Consider the following 13,114-nt stretch of genomic DNA (forward strand, 5'->3'; position numbering starts at 1 on the left):
AATTAGAATAAGATATAGTGCTAGCACTATACCTCAAACATCATTTCAATACTTGCACCAGGTGGAACCATTGGTGATGCCATTTCATCTGGTGCTACTCTAAAATCAATAACAACAGGACCATCCCATTCTATCGCCTCATTTAATGCATCTACAACCTGGCTATTTGTGTCAACTCTAATGCCTTTAACTCCAAAGCCTTCAGCGATTTTTACAAAGTCAGTTTCTCGTTCTAATGTAGTGCTAGAAAAATGCTTTGAATAAAACACATTCTGCCATTGTCTTACCATTCCCAAAACTCCATTGTTGAGTAATACTATTTTAACAGGAATATTATATCTTGCAGCAGTCCCAAGCTCATTAAGATTCATTCTAAAGCTACCATCACCTGCAATATCAAAAACCATTTGTTTTTTTCCTATACTTGCACCTATTGCAGCCCCAAATCCATAACCCATAGTACCTAACCCTCCAGAGCTTATAAAAGTTCTGGGCTGAGTATAAGTAAATGCCTGAGTTGCCCAAATTTGATTTTGGCCTACCTCTGTTGTTATTATAGCATTACCCTTAGTAATTTCACAGAGTTTTTTAATTACATAAAGAGGGTTAACAGTTTCAAACTCATTTACTTTTATAACCTTTGCCTTATCTTTTTTTATTAGCTCCTTTGCACAATCAGTCCATCCATTTTCTTCTCGAGTGGGAAGTTCCTTAATTAAATCTCTTAGCACATCTGCAACATTTCCAATTATCCAGCAATCTGCCTTAATATTTTTTGATACTTCTGCCTCATCTATGTCTATATGAATAACCTTTGTATCTACCGCAAAAGTAGTAGGGTCACTAATAACTCTATCACTAAATCTAGCACCGATGGCAATAATTAAATCACTAGAAGTTATACACCTATTAGATGCAAAAGTTCCATGCATTCCAAGCATCCCTGTGTACATAGGGTGAAGTCCGCTAAAGGCGCCAAGACCCATCATTGTGCTACAAACTGGGCACTTAAGTGTTTCTTGAAGTTTTAGTAAAACTTCCTTAGCATCTGATATATTACACCCCCCACCAACTACAATTATTGGTTTAGAAGATTTCTGTATTGCTCTAGTGGCATTCTTAAGCTCATTTGATTTCACAGCAGCGCGCTTAATTATCTCTGGAATCTCTGGAGTGTATTCAGCTTCCATCCCAGTTAGATCCTTTGGTATATCTATAAGCACAGGTCCTGGTCTTCCGCTTTTAGCAATTCTAAAAGCTTTTCTAATAGTCGGTGCTAATTCATTAATATCTTTAACTAAAAAATTATGTTTTGTTATAGGCATTGTTATACCAACAATATCAACTTCTTGAAAAGAATCTTTACCTATTAGTGTAGTTGCTACTTGACCAGTAATTGCAACCATAGGTACAGAATCCATATAAGCCGTTGCAATTCCCGTCACAAGATTAGTAGCTCCAGGACCTGATGTTGCAAGGCAAACGCCTACTCTCCCAGTTGCCCGAGCATACCCGTCAGCTGCATGTGCTGCCCCTTGTTCATGAGAAACCAAAATATGATTTATACCCTCAAAAGAATAAATCTCATCGTAGATATTTAGTACAGCTCCACCTGGATAGCCAAATATGGTATCAGTGCCTTGCTCCTTAAGACATTCAAGCAATATTCTTGAACCTTTGCACAACATGTTAATCCCTCCTTGAGTCTTCAAGTAATTTATATTCTACAGAATCAACCAATGCCGGAATTTAGATGTCAAAGAGAACCAAGTTCAATTTTAATTTTTTAAACTTGGTTCTCTTATATGATATTAATAACTTTTATATGCAAGCTATTATTTTTTTATTTTATCTTTTTCATCTTGCACCATAAATATAAACTACTATTTATTCCAAGACATCATTTTTCTAAGTTCTGCACCAACTGTTTCTATTTGATGTTCACTTTCTATTCTCTTAGTTGCATTAAAGAACGGTTTTCCAACTTGATTTTCAAGAAGCCAATCTCTAGCAAAAACTCCCTTTTGAATATCTGTTAATACATTTTTCATAGCCTTCTTTGTATCTGCAGTTATTATTTTTTCTCCTGTTATGTAGTCACCATATTCTGCAGTATCACTTATTGAATATCTCATCATATTTAAACCACCTTGGTTTATTAAATCTACGATAAGTTTCATTTCATGACAACATTCAAAGTATGCCATTTCTGGTTGGTATCCAGCTTCTACAAGAGTTTCAAAACCTGCTTTTATTAGTGCTGTAACGCCACCACATAAAACTGCTTGTTCTCCAAATAAATCTGTTTCAGTTTCTTCTTTAAATGAAGTCTCCATAACTCCAGCTCTTGCTCCGCCTATTCCTAAAGCATAAGCTAATGCAACTTCTTTTGCATGTCCTGAAGCATCTTGCTGTATAGCTATAAGACATGGTACTCCTCTTCCCTCTAAATATTGGCTTCTAACTGTATGACCTGGTCCTTTTGGAGCTATAAGGAACACATCGATATCTGCTGGAGGAACTATCTGTCCAAAATGAATAGCAAAACCGTGAGCAAATACTAAAGCCTTATTTGCTGTAAGATTTGGCTCAATACTTTCTTTATATAACTGTCCTTGCTTTTCATCATTTACAAGTATCATGATAATATCAGCTGCTTTTGCAGCTTCAGCTGCTGTCATAACTTTAAGTCCTGCTTCTTCAGCTTTTGCCCAAGACTTACTTCCCTCATAAAGACCAACAATAACATTAACACCGCTCTCATGTAAATTTAATGCATGAGCATGTCCTTGACTACCATATCCAATTACCGCTACTGTCTTTCCTTTTAAGTTTTCTAAGTTACATTCATCTTCATAATACATTTTAGCCATTATTTATTCCTCCTGTTTTTTATGTATATTGTTAGATTACTACGCCTGTTCCTCTTTGCATTGCAATAAATCCACTGCCGACAATTTCTAAAATACCAAATGGCTTAATCAAATTTTCAAAAGCACACAATTTACCATTATCTCCTATGATTTGAATAATTAAGGTTGCTTGTGTTACGTCTATTACAGAAACCCCAAAAATCTTTCCGATATTTATGATTTCTTGTCTATTATTACCTTCAGCTTTAACTTTTACAAACAGCATTTGCTTACATATTGAGTTCTCATTATCTAATTGCTCAACAGTATGTACATCTTCAAGCTTTCTAATTTGTTTAATTATTTGGTCTATACCTTCGTTATCTCGAACCTTAGTTGATAAAGTTATTCGTGTCAATTTTACATTTTCAGTATTCCCAGATGCAACAGTTTCAAGATTAAATCCACGCCTGTTAAACAATGAACATACTCTTGTCAGGACCCCCGGGTTGTTATCAACTAAAATTGACAATACATGTGAAACCAAAAACATCGCCTCCCTTTCCACAAGTAAATAGTTCCAAGTTAACTTGCAATTCATACCAAACATTTTATGTATCTTACCATCTATAAATTAAATTGTCAACGAAATTCAGAATATTTTTTTTATTGACACGTTGACATTTTTTTTTATTCGTAGTATATTATGGTACAAGCAATTTTTTTGGAGTTGTTTATAATTTTAAAAGCTTTGATAGGGAAGAGTAATTATTTTGATATTCAATAAGAGAGTGGGACTAGGTGAGAACCCATAAATAATCAAATTATGAAAATCACCCTGGAGCTGCAGGCTGAAAAGAAGTCATCGACCTCATGTAAGCTGTGCCGGCAACGCCGTTATTTAATTAAGATAAATTTGGGTGGTACCGCGGACAGACTCTCGCCCCAGGCTGGAGTGCTGTTTTTTTTATACAATAAAATAAACAAAACCTAACAATACAAAGTTTTTTAGTTCTAATAAGGAGGTTTAAAATTAATATGGGAATGACAATGACACAAAAAATACTGGCATCACATTCTGGCTTAAAACTAGTAAAAGCTGGACAATTAGTTATGGCAGATCTTGATTTAGTTTTAGGAAACGATATAACAACACCAGTAGCGGTTAATGAATTCAACAAGATGGGTGTTAAAGATGTTTTCGATAAAAAGAAAATTGCAATTGTCCCAGATCATTTTAGTCCAAATAAAGATATTAAATCTGCTGAGCAATGTAAATGCATACGTGAATTTGCATACGAAAAAGGTATTGAAAACTTTTTTGAGGTAGGCCAAATGGGTATAGAGCATGCACTACTTCCAGAAAAAGGACTAGTAGTAACTGGTGATGTTGTAATAGGCGCAGATTCTCACACTTGTACATATGGTGCTTTAGGTGCCTTTTCAACGGGAGTTGGAAGCACTGACATGGCAGCTGGAATGGCAAGCGGAAAATGTTGGTTTAAAATTCCTGAAGCAATAAAATTTGTTTTAACAGGTAAAATGCAAAAATGGGTATGTGGTAAAGATGTAATACTCCATATCATAGGAATGATAGGCGTAGATGGTGCACTTTATAAGTCAATGGAATACACAGGTCCTGGCGTTGCCAATTTATCTATAGATGATCGATTTACAATAGCTAATATGGCTATTGAAGCTGGTGCTAAAAACGGAATATTTGAGGTTGATAATATAACTTTAGATTATGTAAAAGAACATTCAACTAAAACCCCTATTATTTTTAGTGCTGACGCTGATGCTCAGTATTCTAGAGTAATAGAAATTGATTTAAGTACTATAAGACCAACAGTAGCATTCCCACACCTTCCAGATAATACTAGAACTATAGATGAAGTTGGTGAAGTAATCCTAGATCAAGTAGTTATTGGTTCTTGTACTAACGGAAGAATAGAAGATCTTAGAATGGCTGCAAGTATCTTTAAAGGTAAAACCGTTCATCCTAAATTAAGAACACTAATTTTCCCAGCTACTCAAAAAATTTACCTTCAGGCACTTAGAGAAGGTTTAATTGAAATATTCATAGAAGCTGGAATTGCAGTAAGTACTCCAACTTGTGGACCTTGCCTTGGTGGATACATGGGAGTACTTGCAAAAGGCGAAAGGGCTCTTTCTACTACAAATAGAAATTTTGTTGGCAGAATGGGAGATCCAGGTAGTGAAGTATATCTTTGCAGCCCAGCTGTAGCTGCAGCATCTGCTATAACCGGAAAAATTTCTTCACCAGAGGAGGTAATGTAATGTTTAAAGGAAAAGCTATAAAATATGGTAATAATGTAGATACTGATGTTATAATTCCTGCAAGATATCTTAATACCCCAAACGCACAAGAACTTGCAGCACATTGCATGGAAGATATCGATAAGGATTTTATATCAAAAGTTAAAACTGGCGACATTATGGTTGCTGGTAAAAATTTTGGTTGTGGATCATCAAGAGAACATGCACCACTTGCTATAAAAACTGCAGGAATTAGTTGCATTATTGCTGAAACCTTTGCAAGAATATTCTACCGTAATTCAATTAACATAGGACTGCCAATACTCGAATGTTCTGATGCAGCAAAAGATATTGAAGACGGAGACAACATATCAATTGATGTTATTACAGGAATTATTACAAACAATACAAAAGGAAAAACTTATAACGCAATACCTTTCCCATCATTTATGCAAGAAATTATAAGTGCACAGGGCCTAATTAATTATCTTAAAGAAAGGACTGACGCTTAGTGAAAAAAATAGCTGTAATTCGTGGAGATGGAATTGGACCAGAGATAGTTCTTGGTGCAATTAAAGTATTAGATGTTATATCTAAAAAGTATAATTTCCCAGTTGAATACACTGATGCTCTAATGGGTGGCATTGCAATAGACAAAACCGGAGTACCTCTTCCACAAGAAACTATTGACACTTGCAAAAATAGTGATGCAGTTTTACTTGGTTCTGTTGGTGGTCCTAAGTGGGATACACTTCCAGGCCATTTGAGACCAGAAGCTGGACTTCTTGGAATAAGAAAATCACTTGAGGTTTTTGCAAACTTAAGACCTGCAATCCTTTTTCCACAATTAAAAGAAGCTTCAGCTCTTAAACCCGAAATACTAAAAGATAATATTAATATCATGGTTATTCGCGAACTTACAGGTGGAATATATTTTGGAGAAAAATCCAGAATTGACCTAGATGGCGGTGGCCAAAAAGCATGGGACACAATGGCCTATTCCACTTATGAAATCGAGAGAATAGCTAAAGTTGGTTTTGAAACTGCAAGAAAAAGAACAAAAAAACTTACATTAGTTGATAAAGCTAATGTACTTGAGAGCTCAAGACTTTGGAGAGACGTCGTTACAAACATGGCGGTTGATTACCCGGATGTAACTCTTGAGGTACAATTAGTTGATAGTTGCGCTATGCAACTCATAAGAAATCCAAGTCAATTTGATACAATTCTAACTGAAAATATGTTTGGTGATATCCTAAGTGATGAAGCATCAATGCTTACTGGATCCCTTGGTATGCTTCCTTCTGCAAGTTTAGGAAGCACTAGTCTTGGAATATACGAACCAATACACGGCTCTGCACCAGATATTGCAGGACTAGACATTGCTAATCCAATAGCAACTATAATGAGCGCCGCAATGATGCTTAGGTATAGTTTTAGTATGGAAGATGCAGCAAAAGATATTGAAGATGCAGTATCTAAAGTTTTAGACAAAAACTACAGAACAGTTGACATTATGGGGCCCGGAATGAAATCCGTAGGAACTATAGAAATGTCAGATCTTATCTCAAAAGAAATTAAATAATAAATTTATCATTTTTTATGTTATACTATCTAATAAATGCATTGAACAGAAGTAGTAAAAGTCTTTAGAAATTCTCAGAGAACCGAAGTAGCTGTGAATCGGTAATTTCAAGATTTTGAACTCGTCTGGGAGCTATTACCTGAACTCTAAGTAAGGTGGATCGTTTGTCCTGCGTTAATAGGATAATGAGTGAGTTTTAGTAATAAAACTAACTAGAGTGGTACCGCGAAGAAACTTCGCCTCTTGATTGAGGCGGAGTCTTTTTTTTCTAAAATTCAAGTTTCTTTTTTTATTTATTTATAATAATTTTAAAGGGGTGTTTTAAATGTCTTATAAAAAATATAAACCATTCGGTAGTATAAATATTAAAAATCGTCAGTGGCCTGATAAACAAATTACGAAAGCTCCAATTTGGTGCAGTGTTGATTTAAGAGATGGTAACCAATCTCTCCCTATTCCTATGTCTGTTAACGAAAAAGTAAGGATGTTCAAAATACTTGTTGATATTGGCTTTAAGGAAATTGAAGTTGGTTTCCCTTCTGCCTCAAATACAGAATACAAATTTTTAAGGAAACTTATAGAAGAAAATCTTATTCCTGATGATGTTACTGTTCAGGTTTTAACACAATCAAGAGGTCATTTAATTGAAAAAACTTTTGAAGCTCTTAAAGGCGCAAAAAAAGCAATTGTACACCTTTATAATTCAACCTCAGTTTTACAAAGAAAGGTTGTTTTTAACAAAAGTAAACAAGAAATTATAGATATTGGGGTTACTGGTGCAAAACTTCTAATGCTATACAAAGATATGTACCCAGAAACTGACTTTTCTTTTGAATATTCCCCTGAAAGTTTTACTGGAACAGAACTTGAATATTCCCTTGAAATTTGTGAGGCGGTACTTGAAGTATTAAAACCAACTCCATTTAAGAAAGTTATTCTAAACTTACCGTCAACAGTTGAAATGGCCACTCCTAACATTTATGCTGATCAAATAGAATGGTTCTGTGCAAACATTAAAAACAGGGAGAGTGTTCTTATAAGTCTTCATACTCATAATGACCGTGGTACTTGCACTGCATCATCTGAGCTTGGAATTCTTGCAGGTGCTGACAGAGTTGAAGGAACTCTATTTGGTAATGGTGAGCGAACTGGAAATCTTGATATTATGGTCATGGCTTTAAACATGCATGTTCAAGGTATAGACCCAGAGCTTAATTTTTCAAATCTTTATGAAATTGTAGACATGTATGAGGAGTGCACTAAAATGAATGTACACTCACGCCACCCTTATGCTGGAAAACTTGTATACACTGCATTCTCAGGTTCACACCAAGATGCAATTAATAAAGGTCTTAAAGCACGACTTGACTCTAATAATAGCTTTTGGGAAATTCCTTATCTTCCAATTGATCCTCATGATGTTGGACGTGATTATGAAGAAGTTATCAGAATTAACAGTCAGTCTGGTAAAGGCGGTGCCTCCTTCATAATGGAAAATGAATTTGGCTTTATTTTACCTAAAGCAATGCAAACTGACTTTGGCACACTGGTGAAAAATAAATCTGATATCCTTGGCACAGAACTCAGCCCAAATCAAATTTATGATTTATTTAGTAATGAGTACTTAAATATATCTTCACCTAATTTGTTAAAAAGTTATACACTCCAATCAGTACAAAATGTTCAGACAGATGAAAATATAGTTAATATTCAGGCATTAATTTCAGTAAGTGGAAAAGAAATGAAAATTTCTGGAATTGGGAATGGTCCAGTAGATGCATTCTTTAATGCTCTACATTCATCAAATATTAATGATTATAGCTTTATATCTTATGACGAACATGCTCTTGGTGGTGGTTCAACCGCAAAAGCTGCAACTTATATACAAATAGAATACAAAAGGCGAAGGTATTTTGGAGTTGGTGTATCTGCAAATATTGACACTTCCTCACTAAATGCTCTATTTAGTGCTATTAATAGAAAAGGTTAATATAAATAGAAGGAACCTAAAACATATTTGCTTAGGATCCTTCTATTATTGCTTTATAGTAACCTTACTATAATATACAACTTAAAAAATCTTTAACTCTAGGATTTTTAGGATTAAGAAAGAAGGAATCTGGTTTACCTTGTTCTACAATTCTGCCTTCATCCATAAATATTATTCTATCCGCTACTTCCTTTGCAAATCCCATTTCGTGAGTTACAACAAGCATTGTCATTCCTTCTCTTGCTAGCTTATTCATAACAGTTAATACATCTCCCACAAGTTCTGGATCAAGAGCAGATGTAGGCTCGTCAAATAACATCAGCTTTGGCTCCATAGCAAGCGCCCTAGCGATAGCTACTCTTTGTTTTTGACCACCTGAAAGCATTGCTGGGTAAAAATCTTTTTTATCAAGCAAACCTACCTTATCAAGTAATTTCTCAGCAAATGGTATAGCCTCTACTTTTTTCATCTTTTTCACCTGAGTAGGCCCTTCTATTATATTTTGAAGTACTGTCATGTGTGGGAATAAATAAAAATGCTGAAATACCATTCCCACACTTTGCCTCATTCTATTTATAGCATTTTCCTTATGCTCAATTAACTCTTCTTCAAAGTATATTTCTCCACTCTCACTAGTCTCAAGAAAATTAACACATCGTAGAAGTGTACTCTTACCAGAACCACTAGGTCCTATAACTACTACAACCTCTCCTTCATAAACCGTAAGATCAATATCTTTTAATACTTGGTTATCCCCAAAGCTTTTGTTAATACTAGAAACACGTATCATTTTATTATCACTTCGTTTTGCCATTGTACTCCTCCTTACCTTTCATTGACAGCAAGTTTCTTTTCAAGTTTATTTACAAATATACTTAATATACCCGTTATTATCAAATAATAAATACCTGCAATTAATAAATACTCCATAAAACGAAAATTAGAAGATCCTAACTGTTGAGATTTTAATAAAAGTTCACGAACAGCAATTGTACTTGCCAAAGAAGAATCCTTAACAGCAATTATAAATTGATTCCCAAGATTAGGGACTGCGCGTTTGAAAGCCTGTGGCAGTACAACCCTCCTCATAGCAAGAAAATTCGTCATTCCTATTGAACGCGCTGCCTCCATCTGTCCTTTATCTATAGATAGTATTGCACCACGAAATATTTCTGCTATATATGCTGCATTATGAGCACCAAATGCAATTATTGCTGATGGATATGGATCAAGTTTCACGATATTTGCAAGACCAAAATATACTATAAAAAGTTGTAAAATAATTGGAGTCCCACGAATTATAGTCACGTATGCAGTCGACAAGTAATAAATTATTTTAATTTTTGATAATCTTCCAAACGCAATAAACAATCCAACAATTACACCAACTATTATGGCTGCAGCCGCAATTTTAAGTGTTTCAAGTGCAGCTGGAAAAAACATAGGAAATTTTTCAAAAACTATGCTGAAATCATAACCACCCAAATTAATTCCTCCTATAGGCATAACATGTTAAATAAGAACATGTTATGCAAAATTTACATTCCTTTATCTATTTCAATTCTTCCATACTTTTTATCTCTGAATCTTTATTAACAATAAGCTGAGCACCTGAATAGTAGTATGGGTCAGTAAAGTCTATAGCTTTACTTCTCTCATCAGTAACAGCCATACTTCCCAAAATACCATCATAACGACCACTTCTAAGTCCTTCTAGAAGTCCACTAAAATCAGCAGTTACAGGTTCATATTTAACACCTAACTTCTCAGCTATTGCTTTTCCCATGTCAACATCAAACCCTGTTAATTCATCATTTTCTGTAAAAAAATTAAATGGTGGATATCCTCCACTTAAAGCAAAAGTGATTTTTCCTGCCTTTTTAACTCGTGCTAAACTATCATCCGTTGCTGGTTCGTCATTTGGAAATGTTTTTTTATAATCTATTCCCTCAAGAATATCTTTTCCAAAATACTTATTGCTTAATTCTCCGTATTTACCCTCTGATATTATTTCAGCTATTGCTTTATTAATAGCTTGGCGTAAACTATCATCTTCTTGTCTTACTGCAGCTGCAATGGTTTCCGTATATATTAAATCACCAACAATTTTCAAATCGCTATAATTTGCTTGTTTTATTCCATACAGACCAACTAGCTTGTCTGTTATTACGCCATCAATTCTTCCATTCATTAGCTCTTGTAAACTTAGATTATCATCTTTATAAGTCTTAATTTCTGTTATCTTACTGTATTCTTTTGCTTTTTCTCCATATGTAGTTCCCGTAACTAGACCAATCTTTATATCATCTTTCTTGCTACCACAAGCAGAAAGAAGCGTAGTAGTTATAACCACTGTTAGCATAATAGAAAATGTTTTGATTAAATTTTTCATTATTTACCCCCATTTGTTTTTTTTCCTGAAACATTGGTTTCCCAGCTCTTTTAGACTCAGCGCTATGTCTTATTATTTCATAATTCTTTACAGTTCCTTATATTTTTTAGATGCAACAACTTAATTATAATATACAAGTTGCTTCATGTCAAATTAACTAATTAATGGTAAACACCACTACTACTCGTTCTAGTTCCCAAATATTCACTTATGTCACATTTCTATTCTAATCCAATTCCTTTATAATTAATTCATATAACATATTATAGAAGCAATTTTGTCATATTATAATATATCTAAGTTTTAATAACAAAATAACTGTTCATCTGTGTTAAATCATCTCCTGGGTCATTGAAATATCGTTAAAAAATATAAAAGGGATAGATTTCCTCAGAAACCTATCCCTTTTATACATAAAACACGATACCACTTTATTAAATCATCTCGTGCGGAGCTAAAATGTCATTAAATAATATGAAGTAAATTATTAATATTTTACTTCATATTTTTTCTATAATTCTTTAAAATTTCATCCATAACCCAAGTTGTACGAGCAGCACTAACTCCTTTACTTTTCGACAGTCCTTGACCGTTAAGTTCATTTACAACACTTTGAATTAATTGCTGCTGAATATGTACAGGCTTTGCAATATTCATCTGCACTTCACCTTCTATTGTTGTCAGCAAAACTGGTTCTTCTCCAAAAGTCGAAAATGATATCTTCCCTAAGCTTCCCACAATTTCATTCATATCATAGTTTGTAAAACTTGAAAAACACCATGTTCCCGTTCCCTTGACACCTGACTCGAAGGACAATGCAGCAGTAACAATATCTTCTGCCACATATAATTTAGCTTGATTATCTGCATAACCAACTGCTTCCTTAATTGGTCCTAAAATATAATCTAGAACATCCAGGGTGTGAGAAGCAAGATCTAGAAACTCGCCTCCTCCTGATATTTCAGGGATAACTCTCCATGGTAATTCCCCAGATTTCAAGTCTATCTGAACCAACTTCTTATATAAGATAACAGATACAAAACGTATTTCTCCAATTTTACCCGAATCTATTATTTCTTTAACTTTATTAAAACGGTCCAAAGCCCTTCTGTAATAGGCAACAAATAACGAAACACCTGCATTTTCACATGCCTGTATCATAGCACTGCATTCCTCAAAATTACGTGCCATAGGTTTTTCAACATATACTGGTTTTCCAGCCTCAGCACATTTTAATGTGTACTCTTTATGAAATGCAGGCGGAGTAGCTATATAAACCGCATCAACATCAGGGTCATTAATTAATTCATCTGCATTATCATACCACTTAGGCACATTATGACGTTTAGCATAATCCTTTGCCAATTCTCCATTACGGCGCATTACTGCTACTAATTGTGAATTATTTGCTAATTGAAATCCAGGTCCACTTTTAACCTCTGTAACGTTTCCGCATCCAATGATTCCCCAACGTATTGTCTTCATTTTAACCGTCTCCTTTTATGTCAAACTATTTACATTACAATTAAATTCATTCAAGTTTCATTACTAATTTTCAATATTAGTATATCATATATTAGTAACTCCCACTTACAGAAGTGTGAGACTTTCCTTCTGAAATATCGTTAAACATTTACGCAAAAAAAACACTAAGATGAACTTAGCGTTTTTTTTATTACCTGGCGACAACCTACTCTTCCACAAGGTTACCCCTGCAGTACCATCGGCGCATTGAAGCTTAACCGACCTGTTCGGTATGGGAAGGGGTGTTACCTTCATGCCATAATTACCAGATTGAGAATATAAATATTCTCTGAAAATTGCACAGTGCTGGTCTTTTCGCTCTCGCTCAAAGCCTCTGCTTCATTCTTACGAATGAAGTATGTATCACAAAATTAATATGTTTGTTACATTTATTTATCTTGGTCAAGCCCTCGACTTATTAGTATTAGTCAGCTGAACATGTTACCATGCTTACACCTCTAACCTATCAACCTGGTGTTCTTCCAGGAGTC

The 13,114-nt window shown here is 34.5% G+C and carries 11 protein-coding genes, 2 rRNA genes and 2 other annotated features; of the genes, 4 read left to right on the forward strand and 9 right to left on the reverse strand.

What is annotated here, in order from left to right; all coding sequences use genetic code 11:
* Positions 1-26 precede the first annotated feature (26 nt).
* The 3 genes from ilvB to ilvN form a co-directional block, all read right to left on the reverse strand.
* Entirely contained in the window at positions 27-1,688 is a 1,662-nt protein-coding gene (ilvB, locus tag ACREVX_RS01285) for a biosynthetic-type acetolactate synthase large subunit (protein ID WP_431542259.1), read from the reverse strand.
* Positions 1,689-1,883: 195 nt separating this feature from the next.
* Complete coding sequence (gene ilvC, locus ACREVX_RS01290; protein ID WP_431542260.1) at positions 1,884-2,873, reverse strand: ketol-acid reductoisomerase; 990 nt, start codon at positions 2,871-2,873, stop codon at positions 1,884-1,886.
* 31 nt (positions 2,874-2,904) lie between these two features.
* Entirely contained in the window at positions 2,905-3,384 is a 480-nt protein-coding gene (gene ilvN / locus ACREVX_RS01295; RefSeq protein ID WP_431542261.1) for an acetolactate synthase small subunit, read from the reverse strand.
* 210 nt (positions 3,385-3,594) lie between these two features.
* Positions 3,595-3,803, forward strand: a binding site (T-box leader).
* An 81-nt stretch (positions 3,804-3,884) separates the two neighbouring features.
* On the opposite strand from ilvN, the gene leuC reads away from it, so the two are divergent.
* From leuC to leuA, 4 genes are all read left to right on the forward strand, one after another.
* Complete coding sequence (gene leuC, locus ACREVX_RS01300) at positions 3,885-5,153, forward strand: 3-isopropylmalate dehydratase large subunit (protein ID WP_500861848.1); 1,269 nt, start codon at positions 3,885-3,887, stop codon at positions 5,151-5,153.
* Positions 5,153-5,644, forward strand: a complete 492-nt coding sequence (gene leuD / locus ACREVX_RS01305; protein ID WP_431542265.1) for a 3-isopropylmalate dehydratase small subunit — start codon at positions 5,153-5,155, stop codon at positions 5,642-5,644. The genes leuC and leuD overlap by 1 nt, the downstream gene beginning before the upstream one ends.
* Positions 5,644-6,717 (forward strand): 3-isopropylmalate dehydrogenase, encoded by a 1,074-nt coding sequence (leuB, locus tag ACREVX_RS01310; RefSeq protein ID WP_431542266.1) that lies wholly within the window; start codon positions 5,644-5,646, stop codon positions 6,715-6,717. Before leuD ends, leuB begins: the two co-directional genes overlap by 1 nt.
* Before the next feature lie 32 nt (positions 6,718-6,749).
* Positions 6,750-6,964, forward strand: a binding site (T-box leader).
* 78 nt (positions 6,965-7,042) lie between these two features.
* Positions 7,043-8,707 carry a 2-isopropylmalate synthase gene (gene leuA, locus ACREVX_RS01315; RefSeq protein ID WP_431542267.1) on the forward strand — a complete coding sequence of 555 codons (1,665 nt, stop codon included), beginning with the start codon at positions 7,043-7,045 and terminating at the stop codon, positions 8,705-8,707.
* A gap of 67 nt (positions 8,708-8,774) precedes the next feature.
* On the opposite strand, the gene ACREVX_RS01320 is transcribed toward leuA, so the two are convergent.
* The 6 genes from ACREVX_RS01320 to ACREVX_RS01345 all read right to left on the reverse strand — a co-directional run.
* Positions 8,775-9,497, reverse strand: a complete 723-nt coding sequence (locus tag ACREVX_RS01320) for an amino acid ABC transporter ATP-binding protein (protein ID WP_431542272.1) — start codon at positions 9,495-9,497, stop codon at positions 8,775-8,777.
* A 35-nt stretch (positions 9,498-9,532) separates the two neighbouring features.
* Positions 9,533-10,192, reverse strand: coding sequence for an amino acid ABC transporter permease (locus ACREVX_RS01325; RefSeq protein ID WP_431542269.1), 660 nt, complete (start codon positions 10,190-10,192; stop codon positions 9,533-9,535).
* Between the two features lie 67 nt (positions 10,193-10,259).
* A complete protein-coding gene (locus tag ACREVX_RS01330; protein ID WP_431542270.1) occupies positions 10,260-11,099 on the reverse strand; it encodes a transporter substrate-binding domain-containing protein in 840 nt (279 codons plus the stop codon).
* Positions 11,100-11,594: 495 nt separating this feature from the next.
* The gene (locus ACREVX_RS01335; protein ID WP_431542271.1) at positions 11,595-12,584 is read right to left on the reverse strand and encodes a Gfo/Idh/MocA family protein; all 990 of its coding nucleotides are present in this window, start codon (positions 12,582-12,584) and stop codon (positions 11,595-11,597) included.
* Between the two features lie 192 nt (positions 12,585-12,776).
* A 5S ribosomal RNA gene (gene rrf / locus ACREVX_RS01340) occupies positions 12,777-12,893 on the reverse strand.
* Between the two features lie 128 nt (positions 12,894-13,021).
* Positions 13,022-13,114: ribosomal RNA gene (locus ACREVX_RS01345) — 23S ribosomal RNA — on the reverse strand; the annotation flags it as partial.

The organism is Clostridium sp., assembly GCF_050717545.1.
Classification (GTDB): Bacteria; Bacillota; Clostridia; order Clostridiales; family Clostridiaceae; genus Clostridium_AD.

Coding starts and splice junctions, on each gene's coding strand:
- ilvB (WP_431542259.1), bottom strand. CDS start 1,688: ATGTTGTGCAAAGGTTCAAGAATATTGCTTGAATGTCTTAAGGAGCAA.
- ilvC (WP_431542260.1), bottom strand. CDS start 2,873: ATGGCTAAAATGTATTATGAAGATGAATGTAACTTAGAAAACTTAAAA.
- leuD (WP_431542265.1), top strand. CDS start 5,153: ATGTTTAAAGGAAAAGCTATAAAATATGGTAATAATGTAGATACTGAT.
- leuA (WP_431542267.1), top strand. CDS start 7,043: ATGTCTTATAAAAAATATAAACCATTCGGTAGTATAAATATTAAAAAT.
- ACREVX_RS01320 (WP_431542272.1), bottom strand. CDS start 9,497: ATGATACGTGTTTCTAGTATTAACAAAAGCTTTGGGGATAACCAAGTA.
- ACREVX_RS01330 (WP_431542270.1), bottom strand. CDS start 11,099: ATGAAAAATTTAATCAAAACATTTTCTATTATGCTAACAGTGGTTATA.
- ACREVX_RS01335 (WP_431542271.1), bottom strand. CDS start 12,584: ATGAAGACAATACGTTGGGGAATCATTGGATGCGGAAACGTTACAGAG.